Raw genomic sequence first — 15,474 nt, 5'->3', positions numbered from 1 at the left:
CTCTAGTAAATTAGCCGTCAGGGCTTATCGATATTTCGGGTGCGTGGCTGACTGGAAAGTTTACTGAACGAGCAATGAAGCATTTCTCATGAGCTATTTTGTGCAGTGTGTGAGCTTTTAAGATTTCAGACCCTGGAGCTAGAATCACCTTAGGTCTCAAAATAACGGAAGTGAATTGACCAGCGCCGTTGCTCTCCTCGACCATTGTTCCTTGGGCGTTGTCCTCGTAGGCTATCACAATGATCCCGGCCTCAGCACAAAGGCCAAGGTACCAAAGCTTGTGGCACGCAGATAAGGATGCCAAGAGCAATTCCTCGGGATTCCAGCGTGTTGGGTCTCCTCGAAAACTGGGATCGGACGATCCCTCAATGGGTCTTTTGCCGTTAGCTGCGATTACGTGCGCCCGGCTGTAACCCCGATAAGATGACGTTCCTGTTCCGTTGTTGCCGGCCCAAGTTACCTGGACTTCGTACTCATGTGCTTTATCTACCATCGATCCCTCCTAGGAAAGTTTTCGAAAAGTCCGTTAAAAAACGGACTTATTGAGCAGGCACCCATCGATGATGCAGCATTTCCCTGATTTCACTTGCCCGCTGCGTCGGCAGGCGAGCGAAAACGTCCTTCAAGTAGGCATACGGATCATGCCCGTTTAGCTTGGTCGACTGGATCAAGCTCATCAGCGCAGCAGCGCGTTTGCCACTGCGTAACGACCCAGCGAAGAGCCAGTTTTTCTTCCAAGAGCCCAAGGACGAATTTGCTGCTTAATATCGTTGTTGTCTATAGGCAACGTTCCATCGTTCAGATAACGGCTCAATGCTATCCAGCGCTTGAGGCTGTAATCTAAGGCTTTGGTGATGGCCACCCCCTCAAACACAAGCTCGCGCTGGGCGATCATCCAGGCATGCAAGGTCTCCATCAGCGGAGCTGCTTTTTCCTGACGTATTCGTCGTCGCTCATCAGGCTCCAAGCCTCGAACTTCGCGCTCAACCTCGTAGATAGCAGCGATGTACTGCAACGCCTCTGCGCGAGGATGCTTTTCTTGGTAGCGTGTAATTCGTAAAACTTGCGCCGGGCATGGGCCATGCAGCCGATTTCAGTCACGCCCAAAGCAAAGCTGGCTTTTAGGCATGAATTTTTGAGCGACATGTATGTATGGACTACATGATGAGAGGCGTTTGCGCGTAAATTTGCAGTGACCATCATCGCTGACTTCTCAAGCACGTTCAGCTGTATCTGAACAATCGAATGGACGCCGAAGATACGGCTGCCGAGATGTTTTTCCAGGTGTTGGCCTCATGCAGTGACCTGGAAACCCTGCAGGCGCACGCGCTACTCGACTGATACGCCGCCACGGCGGTACTCTCGCCGGGCGCTGCTGGCGTTTGTGCCGCTGCTTATACACCTGCCATTTTTGGGGTCTCCATGGACAGAATCGCCTTCAAACCGCTCCTCCTTGCCGCCGGCCTCCTGGCGTTTATGCCTATGGCTCATGCCGCCAGCACGCTGGTCTACTGTTCCGAGGCCAGCCCGGCCGGCTTCGACCCCAGCCAATACACCAGCGGCACCGATTTTGATGCTTCCGCCGAAACCGTGTTCAACCGCCTGACCCAGTTCAAGCGCGGTGGCACCGAAGTCGAACCCGGCCTGGCCACCCGCTGGGATGTCTCCAAAGACGGCCTGGCCTATACCTTCCACCTGCGGGAGGGCGTCAAGTTCCATACCACCGATTTCTTCACCCCGACCCGGGATTTCAACGCAGATGACGTGCTGTTCACTTTCACTCGCCTGCTGGATGCCGAGAGCCCGTTTCGTAAGGCTTACCCCTCCGAGTCGCCCTATTTCACCGACATGGGCCTGAACACCACGATCAAGAGCGTCGACAAAATCGACGACCACACCGTGCGTTTCAACCTCAACAACGTCGATGCATCATTTGTACAAAACCTGGCCATGAGTTTCGCCTCGGTGCAATCGGCCGAATACGCGGCGCAATTGCTCAAGCAGGGCAAGGCCGAAGAGATTAACCAGAAACCGGTGGGCACCGGGCCGTTTGTGTTCAAGCGTTATCAGAAGGACTCGCAGATCCGCTATGTCGGCAACAAACAGTATTGGAAGCCCGAGGATGTAAAACTCGACAACCTGGTCTTCGCCATTACCCCGGACGCGGCCTCGCGCTTGCAGAAACTCAAGGCCGGGGAGTGCCAGGTCAGCGGCTACCCGCGGCCCGCGGATATCGAAGTGATGAAGCAGGACCCCAACCTGCGGGTGCTGCAGCAACCCGGGTTCAACCTGGGCTTTCTGGCCTACAACGTGACACACCCGCCGCTGGACCAGCTCAAGGTGCGCCAGGCCCTGGACATGGCCATCGACAAGCCGGCGATCATCAAGGCTGTGTATCAGAGCGCCGGGCAATTGGCGCAGAACGCCTTGCCGCCGGCGCAATGGTCGTATGACCCGACCATCAAGGATGCCCCCTACGACCCGGTCAAGGCCCGGGCGTTGTTAAAAGAAGCCGGGGTTGCCCCGGGCACCACCATCAACCTGTGGGCGATGACCGTGCAACGCGCCTCCAACCCGAATGCGCGCATGTCGGCACAAATCATCCAGCAGGATTGGGCCAAGGTCGGGATCAAGGCCAATATTGTCAGCTACGAATGGGGCGAGTACATCAAGCGCGCGAAAAATGGCGAGCACGATGTGATGATTTACGGCTGGACGGGCGACAACGGCGACCCGGATAACTGGCTCGGCGTGCTTTACAGTTGTGCAGCGGTCAAGGGCAGCAATTACGCCAAGTGGTGTAACCCGCAGTACGACAAACTGGTGCAGCAGGCCAAGGTCAGCAACGACCGTGAGCAACGCATCCAGTGGTATCAACAGGCACAGAAAATCCTCAAGGAACAGGTGCCGATAACACCTATTGCCAACTCGACGGTGTTCCAGCCCATGCGCAAGGAAGTGACCGACTTCAAGATCAGCCCTTTTGGGCTGACGCCGTTCTACGGGGTCAGCCTGGACAAGTAGGCGACATCAGCTGTCACGCAAAGGCCCCCCTGGCCAAGCGGGCAGGGAGGGCTTTTACAGGGCAGCAGGCAAGTGCTTGCCTGTGGGTTTATCGGGGGCGCACCCAGTGTGCGGGACAGCTCAAACAGGGCCTCTGAAGGCCTGCCTGCTGCTCAAAGAGCGTTTCGAAGGCCTTGCCGGGTTGATACCGGGGTTGCTGAAAATAGAGGTCGGGGTTGATGTCAGCCGCATCGACTATGCCTGTGATGTCGTGCTCTACAGCGAATTCGACTCGCATGAGGCCTTGGCTGCTTACGCCACCCACCCCGAGCACTTGCGGGTACGTCGGGAACTGGGCGATTCGCGGATTGCCAGGCATCAGGTGGACTATGTCGTGCCTTGAACTTCTTCACGATGCAACTAAGGTCGTGGTGGCGCATTCACTGATCGGTGTGCGCCCGGCATCTGTTCTCGAGCGTGATTCAACGGCAGGGATACCCCTATGAAACCAAACAGCTCAACGCCCCGCGGGGCCGTCGCCCTGGGTCTGCTGGCCCTGGCAATGGCATCGGCGGTCCGTGCCGAAGATGCTTGCAGTGCCCTGGCCGCCAGGGCCTTGCCCGATGCGACCATCACCGAGGCCCGGGTCATTGCCGCGGGGCAGTACTCCATGCCGCAGAACCCGCTGACGCGGCTGGCCAGTTTCTCCGGCATGAACCCGGCAGGGCGCGCCGCCATCGGGCCCAACCCGGCCTTTTGCAAGGTGGCGGCCACGCTTGCGCCCATCAGCGATTCAGACATCAAGATCGAAGTGTGGCTGCCGCTCAAGGGCTGGAACGGCAAGTTGCTCGGTGTGGGCAGCTTTGGCTGGGGCGGGGCGATGATGTACCCGGCCATGCTCTCCGGGCTTGAGCAGGGCTACGCCACGGCGGCCACTGATACCGGTCACGACAGCAGCACAGAAGAGGGTCAGGGCGGACGGTTCGCCCTCGGCCACCCGGAGAAACTGATCGACTATGCCTGGCGTGCTGACCACTTGATGACGGTGCATGCCAAGGATCTGGTCAAGGCTTACTATGGCAAGCCGGCCAGCCGCGCGTACTGGGTTGGCTGCTCGCTGGGTGGCCTTGAAGGCCTGATAGAAGCCCGGCGTTTTCCCGATGACTATGATGGCATCGTCGCCGGTGCGCCGCCCAATCCGCTGGTCAAGTTCAATGCCGCCCAGCTCTGGCCCGGCTGGCTGCTGGGGCGCAACCGTGACCTGAACATGACTAAAGCCAAGTTCGAGATGATCAGCCAGGCCGCACTCAAGGCCTGCGCCTCACCGATTGGCCTCAAGCAGGGGTTTATCGACGACCCGCAGCACTGTGACTTCGAACCCGAACAATTGCTGTGCAAGGAAGCCGAGACGGCCGACTGCCTGACAGCGGGGCAGGTCGAACTGATGAAACAGCTCTATCGGGGCCCGATCAACCCGCGAACCCAGGAGGTGATTTTCCCCGGCGTGGCCAAGGGCAATGAACGCCTGCTTGGTGATTTTGTCGATGGCCAAGCGTTCCCGGTGGCGCTTGACCTGTTCAAGTACGCGGCTTTCCAGGACCCGGACTGGGACTGGACGACCCTTGACTGGGACAAGACCGTGAACGAGGCCGTGAGCAAGCTCGGGCCGTTGTTGCATGTGGGTAGCGACCTTGCGCCGTTTTTCGATCGGGGGGCCAAGTTGCTGTTGTATGTGGGCTGGAATGACTTTCATAACGGCCAGGAACTGATCGACTACTATCAGTCGCTGCTGCGTGACTCGGGCCCTGCGGCGCAGGCTTCGGCACGCCTGTTCCTGATCCCGGGCATGGGCCATTGCTATGGCGGGGCTGGCTGCGACACTTTCGACAAGCTGGCCATTATCGACAATTGGGTGGAGCACGGCGTGGCGCCGCAGCGCATCGTTGCATCAAAAGTTGAAGATGGCGAAGTCGTGCGTACACGTCCCCTGTGCGCCTGGCCGCAGGTGGCCCGTTATGTGGGCAAGGGCGATGTAGAAGATGCCGGCAGTTATGCCTGCGTCGATGCAACTCGATAGTAAAACCAGTGGCCTGCAGGCAATAACCATGCAGGCCACCAGAGCGGCCCGGCGCCTGGTATTTAGCGGCCTTCCAGCAATTCCCCGGCCTGATCCAGCAATGCCAGCGGGTCCTTGGCCTTATGGATATCCACGGACAGCAACTGACGGAAACGTCGGGCGCCAGGGAACCCCTGGCCCAGCCCAAGAATATGCCGCGTGATGTGGTGCATTGAACCACCCGCAGCCAAATGTGCAGCGATATAAGGGCGCAACAGAGCCAGCGCTTGTGCCCGCGAAATGACAGGCGCAGAACTGCCAAACAGGCGTTGATCGACCTCGGCCAGGATATACGGGTTGTGATAGGCCTCGCGGCCGAGCATCACACCATCGAACACCTGCAAATGTTCCTGGCATTGATCAAGGGTCTTGATCCCGCCGTTGAGAATGATCTCCAGTTCAGGGAAATCGGTTTTCAACTGTGCGGCGATGTCATAGCGCAGGGGAGGGATATCGCGATTCTCTTTTGGCGACAGCCCTTCGAGAATGGCGATACGCGCATGCACAGTAAAACTGGTACAGCCGGCATCGCGGACCGTACCGACGAAATCGCACAACTGTGCATAGCTGTCGCGGCCATTGATGCCGATACGATGCTTTACCGTGACCGGGATAGAGACGGTATCGCGCATGGCCTTGACACAATCGGCCACCAGCGCAGGGTGCGCCATCAGGCAAGCGCCGATCATATTGTTCTGCACCCGATCGCTGGGGCAGCCGACATTCAGGTTCACTTCGTCATAACCTGCTTGCTGAGCCATGCGTGCGCAAACGGCCAGGTCAGCCGGAACACTCCCGCCCAGTTGCAAGGCCAGCGGGTGCTCAGTGTCGTCATGACGTAAAAAACGGTCGGCATCACCATTAATCAGCGCACCGGTGGTGACCATTTCGGTGTACAGCAAGGCGTTCTTGGAGAGCAGGCGCAGGAAGAAACGGCAATGGCGGTCGGTCCAATCCATCATAGGCGCCACGCTAAAGCGCCTGGACACCGCAGAGCCTTTGTTTACGGGGTTTGTAGCTGATTTTTCTAGCATTTTGCTCTACGTGTTTAAGGCGTGTTTTAGGGGGTAAAAGGGCGTTTTTTGCATGTCACTGGTACAATGTACCATCTCGATTTCGAATTGTACCAGTTGACCATGGCCACGATCAGAGCGCGCAAACGCACCGACGGCAGCACCAGTTACACAGCTCAAATACGCCTGATTCGTGAAGGGGCGCAAGTCTACCAAGAGAGCCAGATTTTCGCCCGAAAACAGGCAGCCCAAGCCCGGCGTCATCGAGCGGGCCAATCGCGTTGGGGCGATGGTCAAGGAAATGATCGACCCGGATGTGCTTGAAATGGCCAGGGTCGTTACTTGCGCAGCACCAAACAGTCAGCCAGACGCTGGCGGAATAAGGGCTCAGGGTGCCTGGCTGAGTTGAACATCCGGGGCATCATCCGGGCAAAAGCCGAAGGTCCCAGTATGGGCGCATTTGCGCAGCGTTATAGGGGGCACAGGTTAGCGATTCAGATTTTTTTCTCTTGTCTTATACCGGCATAAGACCAGCCCAAGAAGAAGCAAATAACGATGGCGACACCCATACCCATAAAGAATATCAAGGGCGATTGTTCGGCAATGGACTGTTTGCCTTCGTAAGTGGCTTGAATAATCTGAATGGCAGCAATAAAGGCTACGCCGCTGAAAGCACATGCCTTGAGGAGTTTTCTCGGGTTCGACGGCTGCTTGGCAGTATGAAAAAAAAAGCCGAGCAAAATCGATGCAATGATCAAGAAGAGAATTAAAAGTAGCATCATGGGTGATTCTCTGGCCGAGTTGAAACGCCTGGTCTGGAGGCTAGTGCAGCCCTGTAGCCCTGTCCAGTGACTAACGGCAGGCGCGGCGTCTGTTGAGGCCTGTAGTTTGGCGATGGCTTGTAACCATTATCAGCACCCTCCATTGGGTCGCGCTGGTCAGGCAGTTGTCTCGCAATTGATGCTTGCCGTAAATGTTGTGCCTGTCGGTGTTGCCTGCGAGTCATTGTCCATGCCTTACATAAGGGCTGTGGTGGTTGAGCGCTTGACTGGATGAGTTGTTAAGGTCATGCCCTGCAGCCGGTTGTGTTGTTCAACAGGCCATAAGATCAATCTGCTTTGCCATTCACACCAGGACCGTTTGCTGAAACAATCGACTGTTTGGCCAAGGAGGCATGCAAGATGATTGTGGTGGTTGAAGGGATCAGTGCCGCAGGTAAAACCACCTGGTGCAATCAGGCTGCATCAGCCAGCCTGTTGCCGGAGTCATTTCCTGCGGATCGAATGAGCCAGCCTGTGCAGGACGCGCAGGTAGCTGCCTATTGGACCCGCTGGAATGCCAAGCGCTGGAATGATGCGTGCGCGATTGAGCAGTTGTACGGGGTGGCCGTCTGCGACACCGATCCGTTGAAGCTGCATTACAGCTGGTGTCTTTGGCAAGTTGGGCAGGGCACCGAGGCGCAGTGGCAGCTCGCTTGGCAGGCAGCTCGCCGTGCGGTCACCGCGCAGCAGCTGGGTTTTGCCGACCTTTATTTGGTCAAGGCTATCGACGCCGCGACAGCGCGCCAGCAAATGGCGGGCGACCCAAGCCGTACACGCAAAAATTTCGAGTTGCATCTGAGTCTGCAAGCACCACTGCTGGACTGGTACCGTGCAATCGAGCAGGTGTTTCCTGGGCGGGTGCATTGGCAGCTGCCGCTTGACTCCAAGATCCCGCAAACCTCTGCCAATATCCGCAGGTATGACTTGCGGGCATTTGATGCGCTTTTGGATGCTCTGCCCAGGCCTGCCTTTGACCTGGCCCGCTAGGTCGGCTGCGGCAGGGGAGCGTCATGGGGCAATCTCGCGGGCGCTGGCAAAGCCCGTAAAAACGGGCCTTTCTGCCCGTGAGTACCACTAAGTAGCTGTTTTTGAATAAATTTATTTAAAAAGTGCTTCCCATATCCGAAGAGTGCGGGTATATTTGCGCTCGTTCTCACAGCGAACCCTTACAGGTTCAAGGCGATTGGCAACATTCGCAAGCTGCAAGAATCGATAAATGAATGCCAGGCATTCATCGCTACATCTACAGGGGCGTCGCCAAGCGGTAAGGCAGCAGGTTTTGATCCTGCCATGCGTTGGTTCAAATCCAGCCGCCCCTGCCATATTCCAGATCTTGTCCAGTATCGGACAAGCATCTTCAAGTTCAGCGTCAACGCCATCTGGCCTGACGCACTCCCGCCAGTCACCCATACCTCTGCTTTATCCCAAGGTTTTTTGACCTGCCCTGACGGTTTTTCGCCGGATCAGTTCTGTGGGCTCTTGCCGATCAACCCATTGCTTGCGAAACCAGTGCGAACTGGCGAACACCTCCAGCGGGTTGTGGGGGCGTGCCGAGGGCCATTTGGGTGACGCAGTCTACTGACTCAAGGCCGGCCAGCGTCAGCCATTCACTCAGGCCGCTGTCCTGCGGTACATCGATACGCACAAACTGACCGGGGATCCGGGCGAGCAGGGTAGCGATCAGATGTTTGGCTTGCTCGAGGTTTTCAGCGATGACCGGGCCAATGCAATGACCCCGACCGGCACGGCGCAACAGCGCCAAGGCCTGTAGCTGACCGTTACGTTCGATGCCTGCCGTGTGCTCCAGTGTGTCGTGCAACTGCGCAAAGATGGCGCTGCGCTCCAGTGCGCTGCCTGCATTGGCCAGAGCAAGTTGTTGGGCCTGGTCTGACGGGCCGAGAGCACGGCAATGCTCGGCTTCGGGCAAGGCCTGGAGTTCTACGGCATGCGCCAGGCCCTGGCGTTGCTCGATGATACCGAATTCGACAAAGCCCTGGCTCAGATACAGGGGGGCGCCGGCGACGGAGGCATTGAGGATGGCAATGCCTGGCTTGCAGGCTTCAAGTGCCTGCTCCATCAACCGGCGGCCAATGCCCCGGCCCTGGAAGTCGGGGTTGACCACCACCAGGCCAATGGTTGCAAACGCGCCCTGCGGGCAGGCAAATGCCGTACCGATCAATTGATCATCGACGCAGGCCACAAATCCTTTGAAGGTACGCTGCAACAGGCTCCAGTCTTCGAGGCGGTGGGGCCAGTTCAGTTGCGCGGACAGCCCATGAGCCGCGGGCAAATCGGCCGGGCTCATGGGGCGGTAAGTACAGGGCTGTGCGCACATGGTGTAACTCCTTGAACAGGTGTGCGCTATCTAGCGGCATTAACGCCGAGCTTTCAACCCCCAACCCTGGCCGAGACGATACTTGCCACCTGGCGTGGCTGGCAGTTGAGGTAAGCCGAGGATTGCAGCCACTGCTGGTCAGGGTACCAGGCGAACATGAACTGGCCATTCTTGAGTTTGTCGACCACCTGACGCGCCACTTGCGGGCGTACCGCCGGGCAACCCAGGCTGCGGCCGATGCGACCCTGGGTCTTGCTCCACAGGGGGTTCACATAATTGGCCGGGTGGATCACGATGGCCCGTTCGCGGGCCAGATCGTTGATCCCCGGTTCCAGGCCGTCCATGCGCAACGAGTAGCCGTGGCTGCCGATATAGCTTTCGCGGGTGCTGAACAGGCCCAGGCTGGACTGGTTGCTGCCATCGGCATTGGAGAAGCTGGTGGCAAAATTTTCCCCGGATTTTTTCCCGTGGGCGACGAGATCACGCAGAACCAACGTCTTGCGGTTGAGGTCAAAGATCCAGAGACGGCGGGCAGTCGAAGGCTCCGAGTAATCGATTACGGCCAGGTGCCGGGCTTGCTTGGCGCCGTTGTTGACCGCGCACTGCATGGCGCTCAGGGCACTTTTGAGGGCCTGGGGGTTGAGTTCGGGGGCGGCGTGGCTAAGTTTGTTGAGCAGGACGGGATTGGCGGTGGCTGCGTATGCAGTGCTACAGGTTGCACTCAGCGCAATGGCTGCAAGACAAAAGCGACGTAAAAAGATCAGCATGGTTCGTGTGTTCTCGAAGGTAGTCAGGCCAGCACCCTGCGCCGATAACTTGGCGCGCCTGTATTAACTGCTAGCCTGTGGGTTTGCCGTGACGGCCGATTCAGTTCATGGCCATTAAATTGGAGTAAAGCAGTTGTTCAAAAAACGCGCATTTTACTTGAGCATTGCCTTACTGACTGCGCCACTGGTCGCTGTAGCCGATCCCCTACAGGCGGGCGCCGAAAACCCGGTGCAACAGGCGCTCAACCAACTGCCCCAGGCCTGTCCAGGCCTGGCTCCACGCATCAGTCAGCCGATGCAGCAACTGCTGCAGGGCTTTTATCAGGGCCAGGGCGACCAGCCGGTGTGGTCGGTCAATGGCCGCCTGGGTGCCTTGCAAACGGCGCTGGCGCAACTGGCCGACGACGGTCTTGATCCCGGCAACTACAAGGTGCCTGCCGGGCATGACCTGTGTGCCGACATCGAAACCAGCCAGCACTACCTGCAGGCCTTGCAGGATCTGCACTACGGCCGTCTGCAACAGTCGCGCTTCGAGCCGGTCTGGCATGCCAGTGAAGTGCCACAAGATCGTCAGGCCTGGACTCTGGCCTTGGCCGGCCCGGGCCTGAACGATGTCCCTCGGGCCTTTGCCCAGGCGCGCCCGCAAAATGAGCTGTACCAGAACCTGCGCAAGGTTTATGCGCGTCTGCGCCAGCAACCGCTGCCACAATGGCAGTCGCTGGCTAGCGGCCCCTTGCTGCGCCCAGGCATGCAGGATGCGCGAGTGCCGGACCTGGCCCGGAGACTTGTCAGCGAAGGCTATCTGAACCACATGCCGGCGACTGTCGATCACCATTACAGCAATGAGCTGGTGGCGGCGGTGAAGAGCTTTCAGCTTGATCACTCACTGCAGGCCGACGGCGTTATCGGCGCCGGCACCTTGAAGGAGCTGAACGTCAGCCCCCGGGACCGGCGCGAACAACTGCGCATCAACCTGGAGCGTTTTCGCTGGATCGCCCAGGACCTGGAGCCTGACAGCCTGCTGGTCAACGTACCCGCCGCACAATTGACCGTGTACCAGAACGGTGTGCCGGTGTGGCAGACACGTACCCAGGTGGGCCGTGCCGAGCGCCAGACCCCGCTGCTCAAGTCCCGGGTCAATCGTCTGACCCTCAACCCGACCTGGACCATCCCGCCGACCATCTTTCGCGAAGACAAATTGCCGCAGATTCGTCGTGACCCTACCTTCCTCAGTCGCCAGGATTTGCAGATCGTCGACAGCAATGGCCAGCCGCTGGCGGCGCAGGATATCAACTGGGACCGCCCGGGCAACATCCTCTTGCGCCAGGGGGCGGGGCCAAGAAACCCGCTGGGCAAAATTGCCATCCGCTTTCCCAATCCGTTCTCGGTGTACCTGCACGACACCCCCAGCCAGGCCCTGTTCAGCAAGGCGCCACGCGCGTTTAGCTCGGGGTGCGTGCGGGTCGAAGCGGTGTTCCAGTTGCGCGACCTGTTGGTGACACCTGCCGAAAAAGTGCGCAGTGAAGAGCTGTTGAGCACCGGCTTGACCCATGAGTTCAGGCTGTCCAAGCCGACCCCGATCCTGATGACCTACTGGACCGCCCAGGCGAACAAGGACGGCAAGGTGACCTATGCGCCGGATATCTATAATCATGACCCGGCCTTGATTGCCGCACTGGCTGGCAAAAAATAATTCGGCAATTGCGCATTTTCGTAGCAGCTGACGAGCGGAGCGAGGCTGCGTCCGGCGGCGCAGCCGTCGTGAAATCAGGCACCACGGTATGTCAGCTGCAATCTGCACTCAGGCATTACGACGGCTGCGTCGGGGTGCCGCATCACGCCGAACGCAGCCTCGCTCCGCTCGTCAGCTGCTACATAATCCCGGGCAACTTGCTTCAGCCGCAGCCGAGCCCCTAGTATCCAGCTCTCGATTGTCGACCGTGAGAGCCCTTATGAGCTGCTGGCCCGATTCGCGCTTCACCGATCTGCTGGGCATTGCCCACCCCCTGATCCAGGCACCGATGCTGGGCGCTGGCGCCGATATCATGATCGGCGTCGCAAAGGCCGGAGGGCTGGGTTCCCTGGCGTGCGCCACGTTGAGCCTTGATGCCATCCGCAGCGAGGTGGCCGCCTTTCGTGTGGCCTGCGACCAGCCGCTTAACCTGAACTTCTTTTGCCACCAGCCCCCGGAGTACGACGAGGCCGCCATCGAGCACTGGAAGTCGCTGTTCAAGCCCTATTACAGCGAACTCGGCGCCGACTATGACGCGCCGACCCCGGTATCCAGTCGCGCGCCATTCGATGAAGCCACCTGCGCCCTCGTCGAGGAACTGCGCCCCGAAGTGGTGAGCTTTCATTTCGCCCTGCCGGCACCGGAGTTTGTGGCCAGGGTCAAGGCCAGCGGGGCCAAGGTCCTCAGTTCAGCCACGACGGTTGACGAGGCGCAATGGCTGGAACGCCACGGCTGTGACGCGATTATCGCCATGGGCTATGAGGCAGGCGGGCACCGGGCGATGTTCTTGCACCGCGAGCTGACCACGCAAATCGGCACCTTCGCCCTGGTGCCGCAAATTGTCGATGCCGTGTCGGTGCCGGTGATCGCCGCAGGCGGCATCGCCGATGCGCGCGGCATTGCGGCAGCATTTGCCCTGGGCGCCAGTGCCGTGCAAATCGGCACCGCCTACCTGTTTTGCCCGCAGGCCAGGTTGGCCCAGGCCCATCAGCGCGCCTTGCGCGAGGCGGGCTCCAGTGACACCGCGCTGACCAACCTGTTTACCGGGCGGCCAGCGCGCGGCATCGTCAATCGGGTGATGCGCGAACTGGGCCCGATCAATCCCCAGGCGCCCGCCTTTCCGCTGGCGGGGGGCGTGCTGTTGCCGCTCAAGGCCAAATCCGCCGCTGACAGCGGCGACTTTATCAACCTGTGGGCCGGTCAGGCTTTCCCCCTGAGCCCCGGGCGAAGCGCCGAACTGTCGTCCTATGAACTGACATGCAAGTTTGTCGACGACTATGCCGCCCGTTCCGCATGCATGTAGCGGTTTTGCCCGGCATGGCTGGCGGTGCGAATCAGCAACATGACCGCACCTGCCACCGGCAGGCTTACCAGCAGCAATGCATAGCGCAGCGATTCAATACCGTACGCCGGCTGCAGGGCATCGCTGAGCAAACCGGCCAGCAATGGCCCCAGGCCAATCCCCAGCAGGGTCGAAATAATGGTCTGCAAGGCCATCGCCGTACCCCGGCGGTTGGCCGGGACCAGCTGGGTAATCAGGTTGAATGACGGCGCCACCCACCACACCGAAAAAAAGCTGTAGAGCGCACACAACAGCATCGCACTGGGCACCGGCACGCTGCCCGCCTGCAGCCACACCGTGTTTGGCCACAACAGGTAAGCGAACAGTGCGCTGAGCGCCGTGACATGCCCGATCACCGGAATACCCACTTGCCAGTGCGGGTTGCGTGGGGTCAGGTGGTCGCTCAACCAGCCGCTGAACAAGGCGCCGATCCCGGCAAAGCCGCCACAGATAAACCCCGCCAGCAACCCGGCATGTTGCAGTGACAAACCGTGGGAGCGTACCAGAAAGCTGGTGTTCCACATGCCGATCGCATATGAGCCCAGGGTGGTCAGGCCGCCTGCCATGACCAGGCAGCGGTAGGCGGGCAGGGCCCAGAGTTTGCGTGCTTCCTTGCCCAGGCTCTGCAGGGGGTGGGCCGCATGGGCGCTGGCCAGGTCCCAGCGGCCCCGCGCCGGGTCCTTTGCCACAAAGGCCAGCAGCGTGGAGAACAACAGTGCCGGCAGGCCGATCACGATAAATGCGGTGCGCCAGCCATACTGTTCGACCACCCAGGCGCCCAGGCTCAGGCCGATCACCGCAGAGAAGGTCGGTGCCGCAGTGAAGCAACTGATGGCAAACGAACGGCGATGGGGCGGGTATAGGTCGGCAATGATCGACATCGAGGTCGAGGTGGTCGGCGACTCGCTCACCGCCACGGCCATGCGTGCCAGGGCGAGCATCCAGAAGCTCACTGCCAGCCCGCACAGCAGGGTGGCCACGGCCCATAGCAAACAGGCGATCGCCAGCAAACGCGTGCGTACCATACGGTCGGCCAGGCGCCCGGCGGGCAAGGCCAGCAGGGCAAAGACCGCGGCAAAGGCCAGGCCGGAAATCAGCCCCATCGCCGTGTCACTGACGCCGAATTCGGCTTTGATCGGCTCAATCATCACGGCCAGAATCTGGCGCCCGACAAAATTGTCTGCAAACACCGCCGCCAGCAATAACAGCAAGGCATGGCTGCGCCAGCCGACATGAGCGTTGGACATGGTGGGTTTCCTGTCAGATAAAAATGCCGAAGGCGCTGACCCGGTCAGCGCCTTCGGCCAGGTGCGATGCCTCAGGCCCGCTGGCGCGCCAGGGTCATGGCAGTGTCTTCGATCATGTCTTCCTGACCGCCCACCATGCCCCGACGGCCCATCTCCACGAGGATTTCCCGGGCCGGCACGCCGTACTTTTTCTCGGCGCGCTTGGCAAACAACAGGAACGAGCCGTATACCCCGGCGTAGCCCATGGTCAGGGCGTCGCGGTCGCTGCGGATCGGGAAGTCCATGATCGGCACCACCAGATCCTCGGCCACGTCCTGAATGCCGAACACGCTGACCCCGGTTTCAATGCCCATGCGGTCACACACCGCCACCAGGATTTCCATCGGCGTATTGCCCGCACCGGCACCCAGCCCGGCAGCCGCAGCATCAATGCGCGTGGCGCCGGCTTCGATGGCCGCGATGGAGTTGGACACACCCATCGACAGGTTGTGATGGCCGTGAAAGCCGATCTCGGTATCCGGGTGCAGGGCTGCACGCAGGGCCGCGACCCGGGCCTGGATATCGTGGGGCAGCATGTAGCCGGCTGAGTCAGTGAGGTACACGCAGTTGGCGCCGAAGCTCTCCATCAGCTTGCCCTGTTTGACCAGGCCCTCGGGGCTGTTCATATGGGCCATCATCAGAAACCCCACGGTGTCCATGCCCAGCTTGCGCGCATAGGAAATGTGCTGCTCGGACACGTCGGCTTCGGTGCAATGGGTCGCCACGCGAATGGTGTTGACCCCCAGCTCGTAAGCCATTTGCAGATGGTCCACGGTGCCGATGCCGGGCAGTAGCAGGGCCGAGACCTTGGCCTGCTTGAGCATCGGAATCACCGCCGACAGGTACTGCTCATCGGTGTGCGCCGGGAAGCCGTAGTTCACCGAACTGCCGCCCAGGCCATCGCCGTGGGTGACTTCGATCAGCGGCACACCCGCAGCATCGAGGCCGCAGGCGATGTCTTTCATCTGCTGCAGGGTGATCTGGTGACGCTTGGGGTGCATGCCGTCGCGCAGGCACATGTCATGCACGGTAATTTTTTTGCCGCGAAGATCCATGATC

At 59.8% G+C, this 15,474-nt stretch carries 13 protein-coding genes, 1 tRNA gene and 2 pseudogenes; 8 read left to right on the top strand and 8 right to left on the bottom strand.

Annotation, left to right across the window (positions count from 1 at the left end; all coding sequences use genetic code 11):
• Positions 1 to 10 precede the first annotated feature (10 nt).
• Positions 11 to 493, bottom strand: a complete 483-nt coding sequence (locus BFC21_RS07765; RefSeq protein WP_095003579.1) for an OsmC family protein — start codon at positions 491 to 493, stop codon at positions 11 to 13.
• Between the two features lie 46 nt (positions 494 to 539).
• A pseudogene (locus BFC21_RS07760) lies at positions 540 to 1,122 on the bottom strand (IS66 family transposase); the annotation flags it as partial.
• 300 nt (positions 1,123 to 1,422) lie between these two features.
• Here BFC21_RS07760 and BFC21_RS07750 point away from each other — a divergent pair.
• The 3 genes from BFC21_RS07750 to BFC21_RS07740 all read left to right on the top strand — a co-directional run bounded on the left by BFC21_RS07750 (position 1,423) and on the right by BFC21_RS07740 (position 5,080).
• Complete coding sequence (locus BFC21_RS07750; protein WP_088377637.1) at positions 1,423 to 3,024, top strand: ABC transporter substrate-binding protein; 1,602 nt, start codon at positions 1,423 to 1,425, stop codon at positions 3,022 to 3,024.
• Positions 3,025 to 3,130: 106 nt separating this feature from the next.
• Positions 3,131 to 3,406, top strand: coding sequence for a Dabb family protein (locus tag BFC21_RS07745; protein ID WP_086799635.1), 276 nt, complete (start codon positions 3,131 to 3,133; stop codon positions 3,404 to 3,406).
• 99 nt (positions 3,407 to 3,505) lie between these two features.
• Positions 3,506 to 5,080, top strand: a complete 1,575-nt coding sequence (locus BFC21_RS07740; RefSeq protein WP_088377635.1) for a tannase/feruloyl esterase family alpha/beta hydrolase — start codon at positions 3,506 to 3,508, stop codon at positions 5,078 to 5,080.
• A 62-nt stretch (positions 5,081 to 5,142) separates the two neighbouring features.
• On the opposite strand, the gene dusA is transcribed toward BFC21_RS07740, so the two are convergent.
• Positions 5,143 to 6,153, bottom strand: coding sequence for a tRNA dihydrouridine(20/20a) synthase DusA (gene dusA / locus BFC21_RS07735; protein ID WP_088377634.1), 1,011 nt, complete (start codon positions 6,151 to 6,153; stop codon positions 5,143 to 5,145).
• Between the two features lie 102 nt (positions 6,154 to 6,255).
• Between dusA and BFC21_RS27525 the strand changes: the two are divergent.
• Positions 6,256 to 6,466 (top strand): annotated as a pseudogene (locus BFC21_RS27525) (site-specific integrase); the annotation flags it as partial.
• Between the two features lie 160 nt (positions 6,467 to 6,626).
• Here the strand turns inward: BFC21_RS27525 and BFC21_RS07725 are convergent.
• Positions 6,627 to 6,914: a hypothetical protein gene (locus tag BFC21_RS07725; RefSeq protein WP_088377633.1), complete on the bottom strand. Its 288-nt coding sequence runs from the start codon at positions 6,912 to 6,914 to the stop codon at positions 6,627 to 6,629.
• Positions 6,915 to 7,313: 399 nt separating this feature from the next.
• Between BFC21_RS07725 and BFC21_RS07720 the strand changes: the two genes are divergently transcribed.
• The gene (locus BFC21_RS07720; RefSeq protein WP_120265889.1) at positions 7,314 to 7,940 is read left to right on the top strand and encodes a hypothetical protein; all 627 of its coding nucleotides are present in this window, start codon (positions 7,314 to 7,316) and stop codon (positions 7,938 to 7,940) included.
• Between the two features lie 260 nt (positions 7,941 to 8,200).
• Positions 8,201 to 8,275: transfer RNA gene (locus BFC21_RS07715), tRNA-Gln, on the top strand.
• A gap of 164 nt (positions 8,276 to 8,439) precedes the next feature.
• On the opposite strand, the gene BFC21_RS07710 is transcribed toward BFC21_RS07715, so the two are convergent.
• Both BFC21_RS07710 and BFC21_RS07705 read right to left on the bottom strand, forming a co-directional pair.
• On the bottom strand, positions 8,440 to 9,288 hold the full coding sequence (locus tag BFC21_RS07710) for a GNAT family N-acetyltransferase (protein ID WP_088377631.1): 849 nt from the start codon (positions 9,286 to 9,288) through the stop codon (positions 8,440 to 8,442).
• 53 nt (positions 9,289 to 9,341) lie between these two features.
• Positions 9,342 to 10,055 (bottom strand): murein L,D-transpeptidase catalytic domain family protein, encoded by a 714-nt coding sequence (locus BFC21_RS07705; protein ID WP_088377630.1) that lies wholly within the window; start codon positions 10,053 to 10,055, stop codon positions 9,342 to 9,344.
• 133 nt (positions 10,056 to 10,188) lie between these two features.
• Between BFC21_RS07705 and BFC21_RS07700 the strand changes: the two genes are divergently transcribed.
• Together BFC21_RS07700 and BFC21_RS07695 are read left to right on the top strand one after the other, a co-directional pair.
• Positions 10,189 to 11,748 (top strand): murein L,D-transpeptidase, encoded by a 1,560-nt coding sequence (locus tag BFC21_RS07700; protein ID WP_088377629.1) that lies wholly within the window; start codon positions 10,189 to 10,191, stop codon positions 11,746 to 11,748.
• A gap of 259 nt (positions 11,749 to 12,007) precedes the next feature.
• Complete coding sequence (locus BFC21_RS07695; RefSeq protein WP_120265888.1) at positions 12,008 to 13,090, top strand: nitronate monooxygenase family protein; 1,083 nt, start codon at positions 12,008 to 12,010, stop codon at positions 13,088 to 13,090.
• Here BFC21_RS07695 and BFC21_RS07690 read toward each other — a convergent pair.
• Together BFC21_RS07690 and dmpG are read right to left on the bottom strand one after the other, a co-directional pair.
• On the bottom strand, positions 13,063 to 14,376 hold the full coding sequence (locus BFC21_RS07690; protein ID WP_088377627.1) for an MFS transporter: 1,314 nt from the start codon (positions 14,374 to 14,376) through the stop codon (positions 13,063 to 13,065). The two genes, BFC21_RS07695 and BFC21_RS07690, sit on opposite strands and share 28 nt — an antisense overlap.
• A gap of 71 nt (positions 14,377 to 14,447) precedes the next feature.
• Positions 14,448 to 15,470, bottom strand: coding sequence for a 4-hydroxy-2-oxovalerate aldolase (gene dmpG, locus BFC21_RS07685; protein ID WP_088377626.1), 1,023 nt, complete (start codon positions 15,468 to 15,470; stop codon positions 14,448 to 14,450).
• Positions 15,471 to 15,474 lie beyond the last annotated feature (4 nt).

Origin of the sequence: Pseudomonas sp. TMW 2.1634, from assembly GCF_001703595.1 — a bacterium.
GTDB lineage: Bacteria > Pseudomonadota > Gammaproteobacteria > Pseudomonadales > Pseudomonadaceae > Aquipseudomonas > Aquipseudomonas fragi.
The sequence above is the reverse complement of the archived record's forward strand: the minus strand, read 5'-3'. Positions and strand labels throughout refer to the sequence as shown.